Source organism: Enterobacter sp. R-25, assembly GCF_049913205.1.
Lineage (GTDB): Bacteria > Pseudomonadota > Gammaproteobacteria > Enterobacterales > Enterobacteriaceae > Enterobacter > Enterobacter ludwigii.
Genome location: NZ_CP183982.1, coordinates 1,012,356 through 1,033,604 on the forward strand (window position 1 = coordinate 1,012,356; position 21,249 = coordinate 1,033,604).

20 protein-coding genes and 1 other RNA gene are annotated in these 21,249 nt (G+C 55.0%); 15 read left to right on the top strand and 6 right to left on the bottom strand.

The genetic code is table 11. The annotated features are described in order from the left end of the window. Positions 1–138: 138 nt before the first annotated feature. The 5 genes from lon (at position 139) to ACN9MQ_RS04810 (ending at position 6,087) form a co-directional block, all read left to right on the top strand. Positions 139–2,493 carry an endopeptidase La gene (gene lon / locus ACN9MQ_RS04790; protein ID WP_014168872.1) on the top strand — a complete coding sequence of 785 codons (2,355 nt, stop codon included), beginning with the start codon at positions 139–141 and terminating at the stop codon, positions 2,491–2,493. Between the two features lie 210 nt (positions 2,494–2,703). Beyond that, entirely contained in the window at positions 2,704–2,976 is a 273-nt protein-coding gene (gene hupB, locus ACN9MQ_RS04795; RefSeq protein ID WP_002444653.1) for a nucleoid-associated protein HU-beta, read from the top strand. Between the two features lie 212 nt (positions 2,977–3,188). After that, entirely contained in the window at positions 3,189–5,060 is a 1,872-nt protein-coding gene (gene ppiD / locus ACN9MQ_RS04800) for a peptidylprolyl isomerase (protein ID WP_020885208.1), read from the top strand. Between the two features lie 148 nt (positions 5,061–5,208). Continuing rightward, positions 5,209–5,589 carry a helix-hairpin-helix domain-containing protein gene (locus tag ACN9MQ_RS04805; RefSeq protein ID WP_426021415.1) on the top strand — a complete coding sequence of 127 codons (381 nt, stop codon included), beginning with the start codon at positions 5,209–5,211 and terminating at the stop codon, positions 5,587–5,589. Positions 5,590–5,688: 99 nt separating this feature from the next. Beyond that, positions 5,689–6,087, top strand: a complete 399-nt coding sequence (locus ACN9MQ_RS04810; protein WP_014168875.1) for a YbgC/FadM family acyl-CoA thioesterase — start codon at positions 5,689–5,691, stop codon at positions 6,085–6,087. A gap of 60 nt (positions 6,088–6,147) precedes the next feature. On the opposite strand, the gene queC is transcribed toward ACN9MQ_RS04810, so the two are convergent. Both queC and ACN9MQ_RS04820 read right to left on the bottom strand, forming a co-directional pair. Further along, on the bottom strand, positions 6,148–6,843 hold the full coding sequence (gene queC / locus ACN9MQ_RS04815) for a 7-cyano-7-deazaguanine synthase QueC (RefSeq protein WP_014168876.1): 696 nt from the start codon (positions 6,841–6,843) through the stop codon (positions 6,148–6,150). Positions 6,844–6,909: 66 nt separating this feature from the next. Then, complete coding sequence (locus tag ACN9MQ_RS04820; protein WP_426021414.1) at positions 6,910–8,610, bottom strand: SgrR family transcriptional regulator; 1,701 nt, start codon at positions 8,608–8,610, stop codon at positions 6,910–6,912. Positions 8,611–8,711: 101 nt separating this feature from the next. Here ACN9MQ_RS04820 and cof point away from each other — a divergent pair, with 101 nt between their 5' ends. Beyond that, positions 8,712–9,530: an HMP-PP phosphatase gene (cof, locus tag ACN9MQ_RS04825; protein ID WP_014168878.1), complete on the top strand. Its 819-nt coding sequence runs from the start codon at positions 8,712–8,714 to the stop codon at positions 9,528–9,530. A gap of 41 nt (positions 9,531–9,571) precedes the next feature. Here the strand turns inward: cof and ACN9MQ_RS04830 are convergent, their stop codons facing one another. After that, on the bottom strand, positions 9,572–10,618 hold the full coding sequence (locus tag ACN9MQ_RS04830; RefSeq protein ID WP_040016790.1) for a PLP-dependent cysteine synthase family protein: 1,047 nt from the start codon (positions 10,616–10,618) through the stop codon (positions 9,572–9,574). A 115-nt stretch (positions 10,619–10,733) separates the two neighbouring features. Here ACN9MQ_RS04830 and ACN9MQ_RS04835 point away from each other — a divergent pair, with 115 nt between their 5' ends. The 5 genes from ACN9MQ_RS04835 to amtB all read left to right on the top strand — a co-directional run bounded on the left by ACN9MQ_RS04835 (position 10,734) and on the right by amtB (position 16,672). Further along, positions 10,734–11,192, top strand: coding sequence for an Lrp/AsnC family transcriptional regulator (locus ACN9MQ_RS04835; protein ID WP_020885204.1), 459 nt, complete (start codon positions 10,734–10,736; stop codon positions 11,190–11,192). Between the two features lie 50 nt (positions 11,193–11,242). Further along, on the top strand, positions 11,243–13,015 hold the full coding sequence (locus ACN9MQ_RS04840) for a SmdA family multidrug ABC transporter permease/ATP-binding protein (protein ID WP_032681552.1): 1,773 nt from the start codon (positions 11,243–11,245) through the stop codon (positions 13,013–13,015). Further along, a complete protein-coding gene (locus ACN9MQ_RS04845) occupies positions 13,008–14,789 on the top strand; it encodes a SmdB family multidrug efflux ABC transporter permease/ATP-binding protein (protein ID WP_020885202.1) in 1,782 nt (593 codons plus the stop codon). Before ACN9MQ_RS04840 ends, ACN9MQ_RS04845 begins: the two co-directional genes overlap by 8 nt. A 222-nt stretch (positions 14,790–15,011) precedes the next feature. Beyond that, entirely contained in the window at positions 15,012–15,350 is a 339-nt protein-coding gene (gene glnK / locus ACN9MQ_RS04850; protein WP_008503304.1) for a P-II family nitrogen regulator, read from the top strand. A 35-nt stretch (positions 15,351–15,385) separates the two neighbouring features. Continuing rightward, complete coding sequence (amtB, locus tag ACN9MQ_RS04855) at positions 15,386–16,672, top strand: ammonium transporter AmtB (RefSeq protein ID WP_020885201.1); 1,287 nt, start codon at positions 15,386–15,388, stop codon at positions 16,670–16,672. Between the two features lie 75 nt (positions 16,673–16,747). Here the strand turns inward: amtB and tesB are convergent, their stop codons facing one another. Beyond that, positions 16,748–17,608, bottom strand: a complete 861-nt coding sequence (gene tesB, locus ACN9MQ_RS04860; RefSeq protein ID WP_047744132.1) for an acyl-CoA thioesterase II — start codon at positions 17,606–17,608, stop codon at positions 16,748–16,750. A gap of 203 nt (positions 17,609–17,811) precedes the next feature. Here tesB and ACN9MQ_RS04865 point away from each other — a divergent pair, with 203 nt between their 5' ends. Beyond that, the gene (locus ACN9MQ_RS04865) at positions 17,812–18,339 is read left to right on the top strand and encodes a YbaY family lipoprotein (RefSeq protein WP_014168885.1); all 528 of its coding nucleotides are present in this window, start codon (positions 17,812–17,814) and stop codon (positions 18,337–18,339) included. A gap of 30 nt (positions 18,340–18,369) precedes the next feature. Here ACN9MQ_RS04865 and ACN9MQ_RS04870 read toward each other — a convergent pair whose 3' ends face one another. Further along, complete coding sequence (locus ACN9MQ_RS04870) at positions 18,370–18,681, bottom strand: MGMT family protein (protein WP_025204849.1); 312 nt, start codon at positions 18,679–18,681, stop codon at positions 18,370–18,372. A 170-nt stretch (positions 18,682–18,851) separates the two neighbouring features. Here ACN9MQ_RS04870 and ffs point away from each other — a divergent pair. The 3 genes from ffs to ACN9MQ_RS04885 all read left to right on the top strand — a co-directional run bounded on the left by ffs (position 18,852) and on the right by ACN9MQ_RS04885 (position 19,680). Further along, positions 18,852–18,948: signal recognition particle sRNA small type (gene ffs, locus ACN9MQ_RS04875), an RNA gene on the top strand. A gap of 268 nt (positions 18,949–19,216) precedes the next feature. Beyond that, positions 19,217–19,468, top strand: a complete 252-nt coding sequence (locus tag ACN9MQ_RS04880; RefSeq protein WP_020885198.1) for a hypothetical protein — start codon at positions 19,217–19,219, stop codon at positions 19,466–19,468. Next, positions 19,465–19,680, top strand: a complete 216-nt coding sequence (locus ACN9MQ_RS04885; protein ID WP_014168888.1) for a hypothetical protein — start codon at positions 19,465–19,467, stop codon at positions 19,678–19,680. Before ACN9MQ_RS04880 ends, ACN9MQ_RS04885 begins: the two co-directional genes overlap by 4 nt. 80 nt (positions 19,681–19,760) lie before the next feature. Here the strand turns inward: ACN9MQ_RS04885 and ACN9MQ_RS04890 are convergent, their stop codons facing one another. Continuing rightward, on the bottom strand, positions 19,761–21,182 hold the full coding sequence (locus ACN9MQ_RS04890; protein WP_025204848.1) for a PLP-dependent aminotransferase family protein: 1,422 nt from the start codon (positions 21,180–21,182) through the stop codon (positions 19,761–19,763). Positions 21,183–21,249: the final 67 nt, after the last annotated feature.

A 21,249-nucleotide genomic window follows, 5' to 3' on the forward strand; every position in this document is an offset into this window, starting at 1 on the left:
CTCCCCTTTTATTTTTCCGTATACGCGGCGTTGAATGTGTGGGAAACATCCCCATATACTGGATACATGTTAATGGTTATGTGAAGCACAGTGACATGACCAGTTTACCTGGCGGACACTAAACTAAGAGAGAGCTCTATGAATCCTGAGCGTTCTGAACGCATTGAAATCCCCGTATTGCCGTTGCGCGATGTGGTGGTTTATCCGCACATGGTCATACCCTTATTTGTAGGGCGGGAAAAATCTATCCGTTGCCTCGAAGCCGCCATGGATCATGATAAAAAAATCATGCTGGTGGCGCAGAAAGAAGCATCAACGGATGAGCCGGGTGTAAACGATCTTTTCACCGTCGGGACCGTGGCCTCTATTTTGCAGATGCTGAAGCTGCCTGACGGCACCGTTAAGGTGCTGGTAGAAGGCTTGCAGCGTGCGCGTATTACCACCCTGTCTGACGATGGCGAGCATTTCTCTGCCAAGGCAGAGTATCTTGAATCACCTCAGCTGGATGAGCGCGAGCAGGAAGTGCTGGTGCGCACCGCGATTAGCCAGTTCGAAGGCTATATCAAGCTGAACAAGAAAATCCCACCAGAAGTGCTGACGTCGCTGAACAGCATCGACGATCCTGCGCGCCTGGCGGACACCATCGCTGCACACATGCCGCTGAAGCTGGCTGACAAACAGTCCGTGCTGGAGATGTCCGACGTTAACGAACGTCTGGAATATCTGATGGCGATGATGGAGTCTGAAATCGATCTGCTGCAGGTTGAGAAGCGTATTCGTAACCGCGTTAAAAAGCAGATGGAGAAATCTCAGCGTGAGTACTATCTGAATGAGCAAATGAAAGCCATTCAGAAAGAGCTCGGCGAGATGGATGACGCGCCGGACGAAAACGAAGCGCTGAAGCGTAAGATCGACGCGGCGAAAATGCCGAAAGAGGCCAAAGAGAAAGCCGAAGCAGAACTGCAGAAGCTGAAAATGATGTCTCCAATGTCGGCTGAAGCGACCGTCGTGCGCGGCTATATCGAATGGATGGTTCAGGTTCCCTGGAATGCCCGCAGCAAGGTCAAAAAAGACCTGCGTCAGGCGCAGGAGATCCTGGATACCGACCACTACGGCCTTGAGCGCGTGAAAGACCGCATTCTTGAGTACCTCGCCGTCCAGAGCCGTGTGAACAAAATCAAAGGCCCGATTCTGTGCCTGGTGGGACCACCGGGGGTAGGGAAAACCTCTCTGGGTCAGTCCATCGCCAAAGCGACCGGCCGTAAGTATATCCGTATGGCGCTGGGTGGCGTACGCGATGAAGCGGAGATCCGCGGTCACCGTCGTACTTACATCGGTTCTATGCCGGGTAAACTGATTCAGAAGATGGCGAAAGTGGGCGTTAAAAACCCGCTGTTCCTGCTCGATGAGATCGACAAAATGTCTTCGGACATGCGTGGCGATCCGGCGTCTGCTTTGCTGGAAGTTCTTGATCCAGAACAGAACGTGGCGTTCAGCGATCACTACCTCGAAGTGGATTACGACCTGAGCGATGTCATGTTTGTCGCGACCTCGAACTCCATGAACATTCCGGCGCCGCTGCTTGACCGTATGGAAGTGATTCGTCTCTCCGGTTATACCGAAGACGAAAAACTGAACATTGCGAAACGGCACCTGCTGCCGAAGCAGATTGAGCGTAACGCGCTGAAAGCCAACGAGCTGACCGTTGAGGACAGCGCGATTATTGGCATCATCCGCTACTACACCCGTGAAGCGGGCGTGCGTAGCCTTGAGCGCGAAATCTCTAAACTGTGCCGTAAGGCGGTTAAACAGCTGCTGCTGGATAAGAGCCTGAAACACATCGTGATCAATGGCGACAACCTGCATGCCTATCTGGGCGTTCAGCGCTTTGACTATGGTCGCGCGGACAATGAAAATCGCGTGGGCCAGGTCACCGGTCTGGCATGGACGGAAGTGGGTGGCGATCTGCTGACCATTGAAACCGCCTGTGTCCCGGGTAAAGGCAAGCTGACCTACACCGGCTCTCTGGGTGAAGTGATGCAGGAGTCGATTCAGGCCGCGCTGACCGTGGTACGCGCGCGTGCGGAGAAATTGGGCATCAACCCTGATTTCTACGAGAAACGCGATATCCACGTGCACGTGCCTGAAGGGGCAACGCCGAAAGATGGCCCAAGCGCAGGTATTGCCATGTGTACCGCACTGGTTTCCTGCCTTACCGGCAACCCGGTGCGTGCCGATGTGGCAATGACCGGTGAGATCACGTTGCGTGGCCAGGTGCTGCCAATCGGTGGGTTAAAAGAAAAACTGCTGGCGGCACACCGTGGTGGGATCAAAACCGTATTGATCCCTTACGAAAATAAACGCGATCTGGAAGAGATTCCGGACAACGTGATTGCCGATCTGCAGATTCATCCTGTGAAGCGAATTGAGGAAGTTCTGACTCTCGCCCTGCAGAATGAACCTTCCGGAATGCAGGTTGTAACCGCAAAATAGTGACCTCGCGCAAAGAGCGTCAATAAAAGTAAGGCTGGTAAGTCATTTCGCACTTGCCAGCCTTTTTTTGTATAGCTAATTTAGATTGCTGATTAGGCCAGCCATCAACAACGGGTGTTGTAAGGTCATGGCAGGCCTGATATAACTGCTGCGCGGTCGCGTTGTGAAGGATTCAGGCGCGATATAAATTATAAAGAGAGGAAGAGAACAGTGAATAAATCTCAACTGATTGACAAAATTGCTGCTGGTGCTGATATTTCTAAAGCTGCAGCTGGACGTGCGTTAGATGCATTAATTGCTTCTGTTACTGAATCTCTGCAGGCTGGGGACGACGTTGCACTGGTAGGCTTCGGTACTTTTGCTGTTAAAGAGCGTGCTGCCCGTACTGGCCGCAACCCTCAGACCGGTAAAGAGATCACCATTGCTGCCGCTAAAGTGCCGGGTTTCCGTGCAGGTAAAGCGCTGAAAGACGCAGTAAACTGATTGCTTTCCCATCTCAGGGAAGCCGAATAGTACAAGGGCGCATCATTTGATGTGCCTTTTTTGTTTGTCCAGGCCTGATTTGTGCGAGTTTATGCGAGTTGTGGGCTGACAATCGCACCGTTTTCTTGTCACAATACGCCTTTACGCGCGACGGGCAGGATTTTCCGTTAGCGTCAGGTAACCAGTCACCTACAGCGGAGTGTTGTTACACCATGATGGACAGCTTACGCACGGCTGCTAACAGTCTCGTGCTCAAGATTATTTTCGGTATCATTATCGTGTCGTTCATATTGACCGGCGTGAGCAGTTACCTTATCGGCGGTGGCGCGAACTATGCCGCAAAAGTGAATGGCCAGGAGATCAGCCGCGGTCAGTTCGAGAATGCTTTTGCCGGTGAACGTAACCGTATGCAGCAACAGCTGGGCGACCAATTCTCTGAACTCGCGGCAAACGAAGGGTATATGAAATCCCTGCGCCAACAGACCCTGAACCGTCTGATCGACGAAGCGCTGCTGGATCAATACGCGAAAAAACTGGGCCTGGGCATCAGCGATGAGCAGGTTAAAAAAGCCATCTTATCGACTCAGGCATTCCAGTCTAACGGCAAATTCGACAATGCGCGTTACAACGGCATCATTAATCAGATGGGCATGACTGCCGATCAATACGCTCAGGCTCTGCGTAATCAACTGACAACCCAACAGCTCATCAATGCCGTCGTTGGCACTGATTTCATGCTCAAAGGTGAGACGGAAGAGCTGGCAGCCCTGGTTGCACAGCAGCGCGTGGTACGTGAAGCGACCATCGATGTGAATGCTCTGGCGGCGAAGCAGCAGGTTAGCGACGCGGACATTAACGCCTATTACGAGCAGAACAAGAGTAACTTCGTTGCTCCAGAACAGTTCCGTGTGAGCTACATCAAGCTGGATGCTGCCGCGCTGCAGGAAACAGCCTCTGACGCGGAAATTCAGTCTTATTACGATCAGCATCAGGATCAGTTCACTCAGCCGCAGCGTAACCGCTACAGCGTGATCCAGACCAAAACTGAGGCAGACGCCAAAGCCGTGCTGGATGAGCTGAATAAGGGCGCTGATTTCGCCTCCCTCGCGAAAGCAAAATCCACCGATATTATCTCTGCTAAAAACGGTGGTGATATGGGCTGGCTGGAAGAGAGCACCACGCCTGACGAACTGAAAAATGCCGGTCTGAAAGACAAAGGCCAGCTTTCGGGTGTCATTAAATCTTCCGTTGGTTTCCTGGTGGCGCGTCTGGATGACATCGAGGCCGCGAAAACCAAGCCGCTGGCTGACGTTCGCGATGATATCGCAGCGAAAGTGAAGCAGGAAAAAGCGCTGGATGCTTACTACGCGCTGCAACAGAAAGTCAGTGATGCTGCCAGCAACGACAACGAATCTCTGGCGGGTGCTGAGCAGGCTGCAGGGGTGAAAGCGGTTGAGACCGGCTGGTTCGGTCGTAACAACCTGCCGGAAGAGCTGAATTTCAAACCGGTTGCTGATGCCATCTTCAACGGTGGTCTGGTTGGCGAGAACGGCACGCCGGGCAGCAACTCTGACATCATTACCGTCGACGGCGATCGTGCGTTTGTTCTTCGCGTCAGCGAGCACAAACCAGAAGCGATTAAACCGCTGGCAGAAGTGAAAGATCAGGTGGTTGCTCAGGTTAAGCACAACAAAGCGGAACAGCAGGCAAAACTGGATGCTGAGAAGATTCTGGTTGACCTGAAAGCGGGTAAACAGGATGCGCTGAAAGCGGCAGGTCTGAGCTTCGGTGAGCCAAAAACGCTGAGCCGTACCGGTCAGGATCCTGTCAGTCAGGCAGCGTTCGGTCTGAGCCTGCCTGCGAAGGATAAACCAAGCTTCGGTACCACTACCGATATGCAGGGTAACGTCGTTCTGCTCGCACTGGACGACGTGAAAGCAGGCACGATGCCTGAAGAGCAGAAGAAAGCGATGGTGCAGGGTATTACCCAGAACAATGCCCAGATTGCTTTCGAAGCGATGATGAGCAACCTGCGCACAGAAGCCAAAATCAAGCTCGGTGACGTGATGACTCAGCAGCAATAATTACGTATTTGCTCGCATATTTTCGTAACGCTCTGCAATAACTAAAGGCCGCTTTCGCGGCCTTTTCCATTTCTGCAATCTGCCGTTTGTGCCGGGTTATAACGCTGGATATTGTGGCCTGGCTGTCAACAAACAAGGAGATAACAGCATGAAATGTGGAATCAAGGCTCTGTTCATTACTCTGGCGATTGCCACCACCGGGATTAGCGCAGGTGCGCTGGCGACGACACCTGCGGCGAAAACACCGGCGGTGCAAACCCGGCCTGACGCAGCGGCACCCGCAGCTGGCCAGACGAAAGCCACGGATGCCGGAAAAAGCGCGGATGATGACGGTACGCGAGTCAGTATCAATTCGGCATCGGCAGAGGATCTCGCCCGGGTGATGAATGGCGTAGGGCTAAAAAAAGCGCAGGCGATAGTCAGCTATCGCGAAGAGTACGGTCCTTTCAAAACGGTTGACGATCTTAAGCAAGTGCCCGGTATGGGCGGAGCGCTGGTTGAGCGCAACCTCTCACACCTGACGTTGTAATCACATAATTACTTGCACGGCGGCAAAATTTTGCCAGGATAAAGAGGTCATACCAGTCATGACCTCTTATCCTATAACAACAGTAAAGGCTATTGCGCTATGCAGACAAAAATCAAAGTACGCGGGTACCACATCGATGTTTACCAGCACGTCAACAACGCCCGTTATCTTGAGTTTCTTGAAGAAGCGCGCTGGGACGGTCTGGAAAGCAGCGAAAGCTTTCAGTGGATGACCGCGCACAACATCGCGTTCGTGGTCGTCAACATCAATATCAACTACCGTCGCCCGGCCGTGCTGGGAGATGTGCTGACCATCACCAGCCAGCTTCAACAGTTAAACGGCAAGAGCGGCGTGTTAACCCAGGCGGTGACGCTGGATCCTGAAGGCCAGGCCGTTGCCGATGCGCTGATCACCTTTGTCTGTATCGATCTGAAAACCCAGAAAGCGCTGCCGCTGGAAGGGGAGTTGCGGGAAAAACTGCAGTTGATGATCGTCTAGACGCGTTGTGTTCATGACCCGTGCTGTCGATATTCTGTTCGCCAGCACGGTCAAAGAGGCTTATTTGAGCCCGGTTTTTTTCTTCATCGCCGACATCACGCCCGCTTTATCGGCCAGATAGTGATTCAGCCCGTTTGCGCGCAGATTACAGGCCGCACACTGGCCACAACCATCACCTTTAATGCCGTTGTAGCAGGTAAGGGTTTCGCTGCGAACCATGTCCAGTTTGCCCCAGTAGTCTGCCAGCGCCCAGGTTTCCGCTTTATCAAGCCACATCAGTGGCGTTTCAAAGCGCGTCTCTTTTGCCATCCCCAGATTCACGGCGTGGTTGAGAGCCTTCACGAACTCGTCACGGCAGTCAGGGTACCCGGAGAAGTCGGTTTCACACACGCCCGTGATCACCGCTTCGGCTTTCACCTGGTAGGCGTAGATCGCCGTCAGCGTCAGGAAGAGAATGTTGCGGCCTGGCACAAAGGTGTTCGGAATGCCGCTGGCATCAGGTTCATAGTCAGGAACGGGAATACTGTCGCGGGTGAGGCTACTGACGGCCAGTTCATTTAACAGCGTAACGTCCAGCACCTTATGCGCGCGCGCGCCCAGTTTCAGCGCCAGTTCACGGGCGACGTCGATTTCAGCGCGATGTCGCTGACCATAATCGAAAGTGACACAGTGAACTTCATCGTACTGATGAAGCGCCTGAACCAGGCAGGTAGTGGAATCTTGTCCTCCGCTGAACACGACGACGGCACGTTTCATAAATCATCTCGACAGTTACGGTAAAAACATCATGTTACCGTCTGACTACGGCGACGACCAGCTTCTTCACGATTTGGGGGCCGGGAGCCAGGCTTCGGTGAAATCGAACCAGCCGCGGGTGTTAAGCCGTATGCCATTGACTCCCGGGGGCGCGCTGATTTGGTACTGGTAGTTAAACAACGGTGTCAGCACCGCGCTCTCCATGAGTTGGGTGAAAATAGCTTTCAGCCCGCGATGCCGGGCATGCTCGTCAGCCTGAGTCTGAACGGCATCCAGTGTCGCCTGCAGATGGGCATATTGCGGCGCGCTCAGCAGGTGCGGCCATAGCGCATCGCAGCGAAGCCACTGCTCAAGGGTGTATTCCGGTGCTTCGCCAATCAGCCTGTCTCCCATCATGAGGTCCGCGTCGGCAAGATGCTGACATCCGTCCCACGTTTTGGCATCGTGAAAGATGACCGTTAACGCGCAGCCCTGGCGGGAAAGATACGCTTTTAGCTGACTCGCCATGGTATGTAACTCGACGGGCAGATGGTAAATCAGGGTCAGCGTCTCAGGCAAAGGGACATCCGTGAGATCCGGCCACTCAGGAATACGCCAGCCCGGCAGCAACTCCTGCGTTGGGGTGATAAGCCCCTCATCCAGAGGAAGAGTATGCAGAAGCGTTGAGAGATGAATGATGTTGATAAGGCGTCTTGCCTGCATTTCGCTAAGACGCGGGCTGCGCTTCAGCGTGAGGTAGCAAAACCCCAGGCTGATGCTGTTACTCACCAGCCGCAAACGGGTCAGTTCGTCAGGCTCCCCGATGGCGATTTGTACCGGATGCCGGCAGCTGGTTCCAAGACCCTGATCAAATAGCTGAGGGGTGATCCAGAACTCGATGGCCTTCAGTAGCGGGTGGTTAAGGTGATACTGCTCATGGCTTTCCAGACGAACCAGGTCCGGCTTATACGCGGTGAGCCTGAAAGGTCCGCTGCCTGTCATCGGTTGTGCCGGGTGCGCCACACGGCTGCAATAGGTTGCCAGCCGATGCGCCAGCCAGTAGTCGGGCTTGTGTAAAATAAACGTCAGACACTGCGGATGGGTAACTTCAATGCGCAGCACGCTCTGAAAAAGCCTGTGCATGGCCGGGAGCGTCAACATCGCATTCAGACTCTCCTGTAACTGGGCCGTTTCGACTTTATCACCGTTATGCCAGTGAAGCGTGGAGCGAATATAAAAATGCCAGCGCAGTCCGTCCTCCGACACGTCCCAGTGATGGGCAAGATCGCCCGTCGGTTCGCTGCTGTTACCATGAAAACGCGTCAGCCCGGAAAAGACCTGTCCTGCCAGATGCTGTTCCGCCCGACCGGGTAAAAAGCCGGGATGCAGTGGATCCAGCGAGCGGTAATAGGGAATGCGCAGCGTCGGCGTATCGTTTTGCCACTGGCCGCCTAAAAACGGATGAAGCAGTGACCGCAGCTCCTCCGGTGCCAGCTGGGCCAGCTCAAGCGCGTTATGCTGCTGCCCACGCTTCAGCGCCTCTTCCATCATCGCATTGCGCAGTGACTCCGGGGTGACGTGGAAAGTCAGCTCCCCACGCTTACCGCGGCCAGACTGCGCTCGCCAGCTAAGCCAGCCCGCCTCCTGCGCCTGACGCAGTAACGTACGGACATGCCGTTCGCTGCAAAAACAGCGGGCGGCCAGCTCGCTGATGGTGGCCTGCTGCGTCGCGCCAGCGGAAGGCTGCCACAAACGGTGGTACTGGTTGAGTCGGTTAAGCTGGCGCATGAGAAACCCTGAACAATAATTATCATCTATTCACTATTACTTCCGTATATCTCACGCAATACTGATGCACAAGTTAACCGCATCACATTTCAGGAGTAATCATGGCTCGTCTCGCTGCGTTTGATATGGACGGTACGTTGTTAATGCCGGATCACCGTCTGGGTGAGAAAACCCTGAGTACTCTTAAGCGCCTGCACGAACGTGATGTCACCCTGACGTTTGCCACCGGCCGTCATGTGCTGGAGATGCGCCATTTGCTGGGGGCATTTTCCCTGGATGCTTTTCTTATTACCGGCAACGGGACGCGCATTCACTCTGTCGAAGGCGATGTTCTCCACCGTCAGGATCTCAACCCGGAAGTGGCAGATATCGTCCTGCACAGCACCTGGGACACCCGGGCCAGCGTTCACGTCTTTAACGATAACGGCTGGTTTACCGGGCATGACATTCCGGCATTGCTGCACGCCCATGTCTACAGTGGTTTCCGCTATCAGCTTATCGATCTGCGCCGTATTCCGGCTCACGCGGTGACGAAGATCTGTTTCTGCGGCGATCATGACGATCTTTGTCGCTTACGCATTCAACTGAATGACGCGTTAGGCGACCGGGCGCACCTGACCTTTTCAGCGGTGGACTGTCTCGAGGTTTTGCCGGTTGGGTGTAATAAAGGATCGGCGCTGGCGGTACTGAGCGATCACTTAGGCTTAACGATGCAGGAATGTATGGCGTTTGGCGACGCCATGAACGACCGCGAAATGCTGGGCAGCGTTGGTCGCGGTCTGATTATGGGAAATGCGATGCCGCAGTTGAAGGCAGAGCTTCCCCATCTACCGGTTATCGGGCACTGCGGTAACGAAGCAGTGTCTCATTTTTTGACGCATTGGCTGGACAACAACAACCTCCCATATTCCCCCGAATAGTGAGACCCTTCCAGCAAGCCAGACCCCGGTCTGGCTTTTTTTTATTTCACCAGCTGCGTAATCTGCGCTTTCCACGGCTCAATATCGCCGATGTTTGCCTGAACCCACTGCGCATTGTAATAGGTCTCAAGATAGCGCTCGCCGCTGTCGCAGAGCAGGGTGACGATAGAGCCGGTGCGCCCCTCTTCACGCATGCGAGCCGCAAGCTGCAGGGCTCCCCACATGTTGGTGCCGGTAGATGCACCGACTTTACGGCCAATCTGTGTCTCCAGCCAGTGCGCGGTTGCCACGCTGGCGGCATCCGGCACGCGGAGCATTTCATCCACCACGTCCGGAATGAATGAAGGCTCCACGCGCGGGCGGCCAATACCTTCAATCTTACTGCCCACCGGGCTGCGCAGATCCGCATTGCGGCTTTGCCAGTAGTCCAGGAACACCGAGTTCTGCGGATCCACCACCATCAGCTGCGTATCATAGCCCTGACAGCGGATGTAACGCCCCAGGGTGGCTGAGGTGCCGCCAGTACCGGCGCTCATCACGATGTACGACGGAACAGGGTGAGGTTCGTGGGTCATCTGGCGGAAAATACTGTCGGCGATGTTGTTATTGCCGCGCCAGTCTGTGGCTCGCTCGGCAAAGGTGAACTGATCCATATAGTGGCCATTCAGCTCACGGGCCAGCATTTCAGACGCGGCGTAAATTTCGCAGGCGCTTTCCACAAAGTGGCAGCGTCCACCGTAAAATTCGATCTGCTCAATTTTTCGTTTCGCGGTGCAGGAGGGCATCACGGCGATAAACGGCAGGCCCAGCAGGCGGGCAAAGTAGGCTTCGGATACGGCGGTTGAACCGGAGGAGGATTCAATAATCGTGGTTCCCTCCTTAATCCAGCCGTTACACAAACCGTATAAAAAGAGCGAACGCGCCAGGCGATGCTTCAGGCTACCGGTGGGATGGGTGCTTTCATCTTTCAGGTACAGCTGGATGCCAGCAAAACCCGGCAGAGCCAGGCGAATGAGATGGGTGTCCGCCGAGCGCTGATAGTCGGCATTGATTTCGCTGATGGCATGTTTAACCCAGGCGCTATTCATCGTATTTATCCGTTTGTCATTTTGTGCCCAGCATAGCGAAAAGCACAGAAAAAATTGTTGCTATATGGCCTTTAAAATAGAATGAAGGGAGAAAATTTTTCTCTGTGAGGTGGGTATGCTAGATAAAATAGACCGTAAGCTGCTTTCTTTACTGCAAAGTGACTGTACCCTCTCTTTGCAGGCACTGGCAGATGCCGTTAATCTGACCACCACGCCGTGCTGGAAGCGCCTCAAGAAGCTTGAAGATGACGGCATCCTTCTGGGGCGAGTCGCGCTTTTAGATCCCGAAAAACTGGGGCTTGGGTTGACGGCATTTGTCCTGATAAAAACCCAACATCACAGCAGCGAGTGGTACAGCCGCTTCGTAACACAGGTCTCCGAGATGCCGGAGGTGCTCGGTTTCTGGCGCATGGCGGGAGAGTATGACTATCTGATGCGCGTCCAGGTGGCAGACATGAAGCGTTATGATGATTTTTACAAGCGGCTGGTGAACAGCGTACCGGGCTTGTCGGACGTCACCTCGAGCTTCGCCATGGAACAGATTAAATACACCACAGCACTACCCATTGATTAATTGAATAACTTCCCGGCGTAGCCGGATCCATACCTTCAGGAACAAACCGCGTGCGATTATTTGCCCAATTAAGCTGGTACTTTCGTCGGGAGTGGCAACGCTACCTCGGCGCTGTGGCCCTGCTTATTATCATTGCCATCCTGCAGTTAATTCCACCGAAAGTGGTGGGATACGTGGTGGATGGCGTTACAGAACAGCATTACACCACCGCACGGGTGTTGATGTGGGTCGGCACGCTGGTGCTGACGGCCATCATTGTCTATCTGCTGCGCTACGTCTGGCGGGTACTGCTGTTTGGCGCGTCCTATCAGCTGGCCGTCGAACTGCGTGAAGATTTTTATCGTCAGCTGAGCCGCCAGCATCCCGAGTTCTACCTGCGCCATCGCACCGGGGATCTTATCGCTCGCGCCACCAATGACGTTGACCGCGTCGTGTTTGCCGCCGGGGAAGGGGTGTTAACGCTGGTGGACTCTCTGGTGATGGGCTGTGCGGTTCTGATTGTGATGTCCACCCAGATAAGCTGGCAGCTCACGCTGCTGGCGTTGCTACCTATGCCGCTGATGGCGCTGGCGATCAACCGCTATGGCGAACAGCTTCATGAGCGCTTCAAGCTGGCGCAGGCGGCGTTTTCCTCGCTGAATGACCGTACGCAGGAGAGCATGACCAGCATCCGCATGATCAAAGCGTTTGGCCTGGAAGATCGACAATCCGCGCTGTTTGCAGCCGATGCCGCCGACACGGGGGCGAAGAACATGCGCGTTGCGCGTATCGATGCGCGGTTTGACCCGACAATCTATGTCGCGATTGGCATGGCAAACCTGCTGGCCATTGGTGGCGGGAGCTGGATGGTGGTGCAGGGCTCGCTAACCCTCGGGCAATTGACCAGCTTTGCCATGTACCTGGGGCTGATGATATGGCCGATGCTGGCACTGGCCTGGATGTTTAACATCGTAGAGCGCGGCAGCGCCGCCTACAGCCGTATTCGCGCGATGCTTGCCGAAGCGCCAGTGGTGAATGACGGTAGCGAATCGGTACCGGAAGGGCGCGGCGTGATGAATGTCGACGTCCGTAAGTTTGTGTATCCGCAAACGGAACATACGGTACTGGAGAACGTCAGCTTTACGCTCAAACCGGGTCAGATGCTCGGTATCTGCGGTCCGACAGGCGCCGGGAAAAGTACCGTACTCTCCCTGATTCAACGTCACTTTGACGTCACGCAGGGCGATATTCGCTTCCATGATATTCCGTTGACGAACCTGCTGCTCGATGACTGGCGCGGTCGTCTGGCGGTGGTCAGCCAGACGCCGTTTCTCTTTTCTGACACCGTGGCGAATAACATTGCCCTCGGACGCCCGGCGGCGACTCAGGAAGAGATTGAGCACGTCGCGCGCCTGGCCAGCGTCCATGACGATATTCTGCGTCTGCCACAGGGCTATGAAACGGAAGTGGGTGAGCGTGGCGTTATGCTTTCCGGCGGGCAAAAACAGCGTCTCTCGATTGCCCGCGCGCTGCTGCTGAATGCCGAAATCCTGATCCTTGATGATGCGCTCTCCGCCGTCGATGGCCGCACCGAGCACCAGATCCTGCATAACCTGCGACAGTGGGGGGATGGAAGGACGGTGATCATCAGTGCACACCGGTTGTCGGCGCTGACGGAAGCCAATGAAATTCTGGTATTACAGCACGGGCACATTGCCCAGCGCGGACAGCATGAACAGCTTGCGGAGCAACCGGGCTGGTATCGCGATATGTATCGTTATCAGCAGCTTGAAGCGGCGCTGGACGACGCCCCGGAACAGGATGAGGAGAACGCTAATGCGTAAGACCGTGACGCAGTGGCCGACGCTAAAACGCCTGCTGGCCTATGGTTCTCCGTGGCGAAAACCGCTTTCACTTGCCGTGCTGTTGCTGTGGATTGCCGCGATTGCAGAAGTGAGCGGTCCGCTGCTCATCAGCTACTTTATCGACAATATGGTGGCGAAAAGCTATTTGCCGCTGGGGCTCGTCGCGGGGTTAGGTGTGGCCTACGTTGGGCTACAGCTGACTGCGGCGTCACTGCATTACGCCCAGTCTCTGCTCTTTAACCGGGCGGCCGTGGGCGTGGTGCAGAAGCTACGTACGGATGTGATGGATGCGGCACTGCGCCAGCCGTTGAGCGAGTTTGATACCCAGCCGGTTGGGCAGGTGATATCCCGGGTGACCAACGATACCGAGGTGATCCGCGATCTGTATGTCACCGTCGTGGCAACCGTGCTGCGCAGCGCGGCGCTGATTGGCGCCATGCTGGTGGCGATGTTCAGCCTCAACTGGCGTATGGCTCTGGTGGCGATCACCATCTTCCCGGCCGTATTGATTGTAATGGTCATCTATCAACGCTACAGCACGCCGATTGTGCGTCGGGTGCGCGCCTATCTGGCCGATATCAACGATGGCTTCAACGAAGTGATCAACGGCATGAGCGTCATTCAGCAGTTCCGCCAGCAGGCTCGCTTTGGTGAACGCATGGGGGAAGCCAGCCGGTCGCACTATATGGCGCGTATGCAGACGCTGCGACTGGACGGTTTCCTGCTGCGTCCGCTGCTGAGCCTCTTCTCGGCGTTGGTTCTCTGTGGCCTGCTGATGCTTTTCGGGATGAGCGCGAACGGAACAATTGAAGTTGGGGTTCTGTACGCTTTTATCAGCTATCTGGGACGCCTTAATGAACCGTTGATAGAACTCACCACCCAGCAATCTATGTTGCAACAGGCCGTGGTGGCGGGGGAGCGCGTGTTCGAACTGATGGACCGGCCACGTCAGACCTACGGCGATGATGAGCGTCCTTTGCAAAGCGGAGAGATTACGTTTGATAAGGTCTCGTTTGCTTACCGTGAAGACCGTCTGGTGTTGCAGGACATCTCTCTTGATGTGCCGTCGCGCGGCTTTGTGGCGCTGGTGGGGCACACCGGTAGCGGCAAAAGTACCCTCGCCAGCCTGTTGATGGGCTATTACCCGGTCAGTCAGGGTGAAATCCGCATTGATGGTCGTCCGCTCGCATCACTGAGCCACAATGTGTTGCGCAAAGGCGTTGCAATGGTGCAGCAAGACCCGGTAGTCATGGCCGATACCTTTTACGCCAACGTCACTCTCGGTCGGGACTATACCCAGCAACAGGTGTGGGATGTGCTGGAAACCGTGCAGCTGGCAGAGCTGGCGCGCGGCTTTAGCGATGGGATCAATACCCGGCTTGGTGAGCAGGGGAATAACCTCTCGGTGGGACAAAAGCAGCTTCTGGCCCTGGCGCGGGTGCTGATTGAAACGCCGCAGGTGCTGATACTCGACGAAGCGACCGCCAGCATCGACTCTGGTACTGAGCAGGCTATCCAGCTGGCGCTGGCCGCGGTGCGTGACCACACGACGCTGGTGGTTATCGCACACCGTCTTTCAACGATTGTCGACGCAGACACCATCCTGGTGCTGCACCGTGGTCAGGCCGTTGAACGCGGTACGCACCGGGAGCTGCTCGAAGCAAAAGGGCGCTACTGGCAGATGTATCAGCTGCAGCTGGCCGGTGAAGAGCTGGCCGCCAGCGTGCGTGAGGACGAATCCCTCAGCGCCTGATGCACCAAAATAAGGCAGCGCGCTAACAGTCATTACTGTTGGTGCAAAACTGAAACGCACCGTGCACTGTCATGGTGCGTTTTTTTTCACCGGTTCGTTAAACATGCTCGTGTAATGCTCATTGCAGCGCGTTTCCCTCAGGTTTTCATTTCTGGCACACCCCTTGCAATGTCTTCTGCGTATTAGCGGCGGCCATTACCGAATTCTGACTGGAGGGGATCTATGAAGCTGGTTACGGTTGTAATCAAACCATTCAAACTCGAAGACGTGCGTGAAGCATTGTCTTCCATGGGTATTCAGGGACTGACTGTCACCGAAGTGAAAGGCTTTGGTCGTCAGAAGGGTCATGCCGAGCTTTACCGCGGGGCAGAATACAGCGTTAACTTCCTGCCAAAAGTAAAAATTGATGTCGCGATTGCTGATGACCAGCTTGATGAAGTTATTGATGTCATTAGCAAAGCGGCCTACACCGGCAAAATTGGCGACGGCAAAATTTTCGTTGCCGAATTGCAGCGCGTCATTCGCATCCGTACCGGCGAATCTGACGAAGCGGCACTGTAAGTAACTCCTGGCACACAGTGATAGGGATCGAGAAAATGAAGATAGCAACAATCAAAACGGGTCTGGGTTCGCTGGCACTGCTGCCGGGCCTGGCACTGGCTGCCCCTGCGGTGGCAGACAAAGCCGATAACGCCTTTATGATGATCAGCACCGCGCTGGTGCTGTTCATGTCCATTCCGGGCATTGCGCTGTTCTATGGCGGCCTGATCCGTGGCAAAAACGTTCTCTCCATGCTGACGCAGGTTGCCGTCACGTTCGCGCTGGTTTGCGTGTTGTGGGTGGTCTACGGTTACTCTCTGGCCTTCGGCACGGGCAATGCGTTCTTCGGAAACTTTGACTGGGTCATGCTGAAAAACATCGAACTGACCGCGCTGATGGGCAGTTTCTATCAATATATTCACGTTGCCTTCCAGGGCTCGTTCGCCTGTATCACCGTCGGGCTGATCGTCGGGGCGCTGGCTGAGCGTATTCGCTTCTCCGCCGTCCTGATCTTCGTGGTGGTCTGGCTGACGCTCTCCTATGTGCCGATTGCGCACATGGTCTGGGGTGGCGGTCTGCTGGCGAGCCATGGCGCGCTGGACTTCGCAGGCGGTACCGTTGTACACATCAACGCCGCGGTGGCGGGCCTGGTAGGGGCATACCTGATTGGCAAACGCGTGGGCTTCGGTAAAGAAGCGTTCAAACCGCACAACCTGCCGATGGTCTTTACCGGTACAGCGATCCTTTACTTTGGCTGGTTCGGCTTCAACGCCGGTTCAGCAAGCGCAGCAAACGAAATCGCCGCGCTGGCCTTCGTGAACACGGTTGTGGCCACGGCGGGTGCGATCCTCTCATGGGTATTTGGTGAGTGGGCGGTACGCGGTAAGCCTTCGCTGCTGGGTGCCTGTTCAGGTGCAATTGCCGGTCTGGTTGGTATCACGCCAGCTTGTGGCTACGTCGGTGTTGGCGGCGCGCTGCTTGTCGGGCTGGTGGCCGGTCTGGCGGGTCTGTGGGGTGTGACGGCGCTGAAACGTGTTCTGCGCGTCGATGACCCGTGCGATGTCTTCGGTGTACACGGCGTCTGCGGCATCGTCGGTTGTATCATGACCGGTATCTTCGCGGCGAAATCGCTGGGTGGCGTGGGTTACGCAGAAGGCGTCACCATGGTTCACCAGGTGCTGGTGCAGCTGGAAAGTATTGCCATCACCGTCGTGTGGTCTGCCGTTGTGGCCTTCATCGGCTATAAGCTGGCGGATATGACCGTCGGTCTGCGTGTTCCGGAAGAGCAGGAACGCGAAGGTCTGGACGTCAACAGCCACGGCGAGAATGCGTACAACGCCTGATAAGCAAAACGGCAACCCAGGGTTGCCGTTTTCGTTTTGTTCCCTCTCCCGTCGGGAGAGGGCCGCAGTACAGCATCACCCGCGGTTACGCATTACCCCTTCCTGCACCGTCGACGCGACCAGCACGCCATCCTGAGTGTAAAACTCACCGCGCACAAAGCCGCGCGCGCTTGACGCCGAGGTACTCTCCACGCTGTAGAGCAGCCACTCGTTCATGTCGAACGGACGATGGAACCACATGGAGTGATCGATGGTGGCCACCTGCATCCCTTTTTCAAGGAAGCCCACGCCGTGCGGCTGCAGCGCCACCGGCAGGAAGTTGAAATCTGAGGCATAACCCAGCAGATACTGATGAACGCGGAAATCCGCGGGTACGGTACCGTTAGCGCGGATCCAGACCTGGCGCTTCGGCTCGGCCGTGTGGCCTTTCATCGGGTTATGGAATTCGACAGGGCGGATCTCAAGCGGTTTATCGCAGAGAAACTTCTCCTTTACCTGCGGTGGAAGCAGATGCGCCAGCGCACGGGCGATATCGGTCTCGGATTTGAGTTCGTCTGGCGACGGCGCGGGTGGCATCGTTTTCTGATGCTCATAACCCGGTTCCGGCGCCTGGAACGAGGCGGTCATGTAAAAGATAGGCTTGCCATTCTGAACCGCCGCGACACGACGCGCGCTAAAGCTGTTGCCATCCCGCAATACCTCAACGTCATACACGATGGGTTTTGCGCTATCACCAGGGCGTAAGAAGTAGCTGTGAAATGAGTGCACCAGACGGTCTGCAGGGACGGTCTCCTTTGCTGCGTAGAGCGCTTGTCCTACGACTTGCCCGCCGAAGACCTGGCGTAAGCCGAGATCTTCGCTCTGTCCGCGAAAGAGTCCTTCCTCAATTTTTTCCAGATTCAGTAATGTCAGCAGATTGTTCAGTGCCTGACTCATAGTTGTCCTCAATAAACGCCGTAGCGAAAGATAGGCAGAGTATAACGCAGAAATGAAAGTGGTCCGATGGGTAGAATAATCTGAATATCTGGACGATTTTAGGCATAAATCAGTGATCTGTGCCAAACTTACCTGTGTTATGTGATTGAAACGACATCGGATGGGATCGATCCCGCTGGTGCATTGATGATAAGGAGACTTCAATGAAACTCGTGCCCATGCTAAGTGGTGTAGCAATTGCGGTGGCGTTGTCCGCCTGTGCAGGAAAGAGCGCCCAGGTGCCGGTGCCAGCAGCAGATCCAAACGGGATTAATACACTCTCACAGCAGTCCATTCAGCAGCCTAACGTTTCCGGGACTATCTGGATTAAACAGAAAGTCGCGTTACCACCAGATGCGGTATTAACGGTAACCCTGTCTGATGCTTCCCTGGCAGACGCGCCGTCTAAAGTATTGGCCCAGCGTGCCGTGCGTACGGAAGGTAAGCAGGCACCGTTTAGCTTCGTGTTGCCGTATAACCCATCAGACGTGCAGCCTAATGCCCGTATCCTCCTGAGCGCAGCAGTAACGATCAACGATAAACTGGTGTTTATCACCGATACGGTGCAGGAAGCGATTAACCACGGCGGGACAAAAGTTGACCTGAACCTGGTTCCGGTACAGCAAACCGAAGTGCCGGTTGCGCCACAGACTAACCAACCGTCTCTGCCAACCCCTCCGACCCAGATGTAACGCTTTAAACCCTCTCCTTCGGGAGAGGGTTTAATACACCCAGCGGTACTTTTGCAAATCAATCTGTCCTGACCCCGACACCTGCACCCCTTCTGACAGTAACGCCTGACGCTGGCGCTGCAGATCCGGCCCGGTCAACGAGATCGCCCCATGACGATTTACCACCCGATGCCAGGGCAGGGTGCTTCCTTCGGGCAACCTTTTCAGTACGCCACCGACCTGCCGCGCCGCACGCGGAGAACCGGCCAGACGCGCTACGTCGCCATAGGTGGTAACATAACCTTCCGGCACAGAGGCCACAATTTGCCATACGCGTTGTGGAAAGGAATCATGTTCGTCCATACGTCTACCTGTGGGGAATGTCTGGACAGTCATGTTAAACGAAGATAAACCCAATTGCTGCGCCAGTTTGCGCAAGAAACCAGCATCCAGTTGCGGGTCGCTTGCAATTGGCGGTAAGCACAGGGATAATGCGCCAGCGCGTTGGTTATCAACGCTCTCAATGGGGGCTCTGTTGGTTCTCCCGCAACGCTACTCTGTTCACCAGGTCAGGTCCGGAAGGAAGCAGCCAGGGCAGACGACGTGTGTGCCGGGATGTAGCTGGCAGGGCCCCCACCCATTTCTGCTCTCATCAACACTCTCCCTGTTTCTCTTCGCTTCGAATAGCCTTTAATCCACAACGTTATTAGGACTTTACTGACTGCATGTAATATATATTTCATTGCATTGAAATATTACTGTCATAAACCTGTAATAATAGACTGTCATTTTAATATCGGATGTCTTTTTTCTGTCATAACTTAAAAATATATATCTGGATAACATTGGTAAGTTCGTGTATTAAATAAAGTACTTATTCCGAAGGGAAGTGACAAACATGGCTACTGCGGTGTTAAACGTTAAGATTGATCAAGCGCTAAAAGAAAGACTTCGCCACTATGCTGAAGTTAATAACGAGAATTTAAGCGTGACGACAGAGAAACTGCTGCTGCTGGCATTCGAAGCGGTAGAAGAGGCGGGAGTATCGGAAGAGGATATTGATAACCAGCATACGGAAGAAGAGAGTGTTTCTCCATTTACTCCTAAAGAAATCAAGGCTCTACGTAAAATTCTTAAGAAGAGAAAATGAAACAACAACTGTCAACTGCCAGTGACTACAACGAGGCCTGCGATCTGTTGCGTTCAGGCTACGTGAAGCATGTACGTCTTGGCTGGAATGTAGGAAGTGATGAGTTCTTTCGTATTGCGTCTGACTGGTGTGATACCGGCGCAAAAATAAAGAAAGACGGTGAAAATTTCGTTATTTCACTGAAAGGTTTTCCTATTCCTCCTCAGCACTAAATCCTGAATGGTGAAAACTGCTGACTGTATCTGTGACAGTCAGCAGTTTTTATTTTATGATCCACTTCAAATTTTTTATATCAAACCAGACTTCTTTTTATTGATGGCACGTTTTTATTCAGGGCGAGCCACAAGGGTTTAATTCTCAGTAACGCCTGTTCAAGCTCAGCCGGATCGAGTGAAAAGGGCATACGTAAATACCGATCAAACGCACCCGATAAACCAAACCGCGTGCCGGTCCCCAGGTTGATTCCCAGTATCTCTGCGCGTGCAGCAAGCTGTGTTGCCAGCATCCCCGGCAGTTCAATCCAGTAGGAAAGCCCACCTTCCGCTTCATGGAATGTCCATTCAGGGAAGTGCTCACGCAACAGCGCGCCGCATTGGTCTCGTCGTTCCGCCAGCATCTTCCGGCGAGCGGGCAAAAACGTTTCGCTGTTATTGATAAGCCACAGCGTCGCCAGCTGTTCGAGCATGGGCGATCCTAAATCCAGGGTATCCCGCGTCTGGGCAAGCGTAGCGATGGTGCGCGAGGAGGCACGGATCCAGCCAAGACGAAGGCCGCCCCAGAAACTTTTTCCGGCAGAGCCTAACGTTATCACGGTGGCCTGCGGGTTGAATGACGCCAGCGGCGGCGGGGGGGGCGAGTCAAACCACAGATCCACCATCGTTTCATCTACTACCAGCGTCGTGCGGGTTTGCGCGGCAATCTCGGTGATTGCCTGGCGGGTGGGAATATCCATGCATCGCCCGGTCGGGTTATGAAAATCGGGCATCAGGTATGCCAGGCGCGGCGCTGTCTGGGCAAGCGTTGCGGCAAACCCATGGGTATCCCAGCCCGTTTCCGGCAGCGACACGCCCACTGGACGGCACTGCGCTCCCTGAATGGCGGCGATCGCCAGCGGGTAAGTGGGATGATCGACCACGACGCGATCCCCCGGACCGGTCATCATCCGCAGGACCAGCGCAAAACCGCTGACCGCGCCATTGACCACCATCACCTCGTCTGTCCGGGTCGGAAGCCCCCGCGCGGTATAGCGTGCGGCGATGGCTTCCCGCAGCGCCGGCAACCCAAGCTGATCGTAACCCGTAAGCGAGAGATGTTGCGTAATGGCCGTGAGCGCATGGGTATAGGCCTGGTGGATCTCAGGCCCGGCATTGAGCGCCGCGGTGGAGAGATCCAGCGCGGCACTGGCTGCTGAAAGGGTTGGCACGGCGCGTGTGTCGGGCAGGATCACGCGTGAACCGCTGCCGTGGCGGCTTTCGAGATAACCTTCCTCACGCAGATGGGCGAGTGCGCTGCTGATGGTGGTCCGGCTCACATCCAGCGCAGTGGCCAGCTCCCGCTCGCCGGGTAGACGGGTGTTAAGCGCCAGTCGGCCATCAAGAATTAACAGGCGCAACGCATCCGCCAGCTGACGCCAGAGCGGGGTCCGGGACGAGGTTTGTTGCCAGTGGCCTAACAGGCGTACCAATGACTGGCTTCCGAAGCGGCGAGATGACATGTGCAGTCCACTATTTGAAAACTGGACATTAATCATAATGCCATTTTCGCTCAAGATGAAAGCCTGG

Bases quoted from the DNA above. Each gene is read 5' to 3' on its own strand.
- lon (WP_014168872.1), top strand. From the start codon at position 139: ATGAATCCTGAGCGTTCTGAACGCATTGAAATCCCCGTATTGCCGTTG.
- ppiD (WP_020885208.1), top strand. From the start codon at position 3,189: ATGATGGACAGCTTACGCACGGCTGCTAACAGTCTCGTGCTCAAGATT.
- ACN9MQ_RS04805 (WP_426021415.1), top strand. From the start codon at position 5,209: ATGAAATGTGGAATCAAGGCTCTGTTCATTACTCTGGCGATTGCCACC.
- ACN9MQ_RS04810 (WP_014168875.1), top strand. From the start codon at position 5,689: ATGCAGACAAAAATCAAAGTACGCGGGTACCACATCGATGTTTACCAG.
- queC (WP_014168876.1), bottom strand. From the start codon at position 6,843: ATGAAACGTGCCGTCGTCGTGTTCAGCGGAGGACAAGATTCCACTACC.
- ACN9MQ_RS04820 (WP_426021414.1), bottom strand. From the start codon at position 8,610: ATGCGCCAGCTTAACCGACTCAACCAGTACCACCGTTTGTGGCAGCCT.
- cof (WP_014168878.1), top strand. From the start codon at position 8,712: ATGGCTCGTCTCGCTGCGTTTGATATGGACGGTACGTTGTTAATGCCG.
- ACN9MQ_RS04830 (WP_040016790.1), bottom strand. From the start codon at position 10,618: ATGAATAGCGCCTGGGTTAAACATGCCATCAGCGAAATCAATGCCGAC.
- ACN9MQ_RS04835 (WP_020885204.1), top strand. From the start codon at position 10,734: ATGCTAGATAAAATAGACCGTAAGCTGCTTTCTTTACTGCAAAGTGAC.
- ACN9MQ_RS04845 (WP_020885202.1), top strand. From the start codon at position 13,008: ATGCGTAAGACCGTGACGCAGTGGCCGACGCTAAAACGCCTGCTGGCC.
- glnK (WP_008503304.1), top strand. From the start codon at position 15,012: ATGAAGCTGGTTACGGTTGTAATCAAACCATTCAAACTCGAAGACGTG.
- amtB (WP_020885201.1), top strand. From the start codon at position 15,386: ATGAAGATAGCAACAATCAAAACGGGTCTGGGTTCGCTGGCACTGCTG.
- tesB (WP_047744132.1), bottom strand. From the start codon at position 17,608: ATGAGTCAGGCACTGAACAATCTGCTGACATTACTGAATCTGGAAAAA.
- ACN9MQ_RS04865 (WP_014168885.1), top strand. From the start codon at position 17,812: ATGAAACTCGTGCCCATGCTAAGTGGTGTAGCAATTGCGGTGGCGTTG.
- ACN9MQ_RS04870 (WP_025204849.1), bottom strand. From the start codon at position 18,681: ATGGACGAACATGATTCCTTTCCACAACGCGTATGGCAAATTGTGGCC.
- ACN9MQ_RS04880 (WP_020885198.1), top strand. From the start codon at position 19,217: ATGGCTACTGCGGTGTTAAACGTTAAGATTGATCAAGCGCTAAAAGAA.
- ACN9MQ_RS04885 (WP_014168888.1), top strand. From the start codon at position 19,465: ATGAAACAACAACTGTCAACTGCCAGTGACTACAACGAGGCCTGCGAT.
- ACN9MQ_RS04890 (WP_025204848.1), bottom strand. From the start codon at position 21,182: ATGTCATCTCGCCGCTTCGGAAGCCAGTCATTGGTACGCCTGTTAGGC.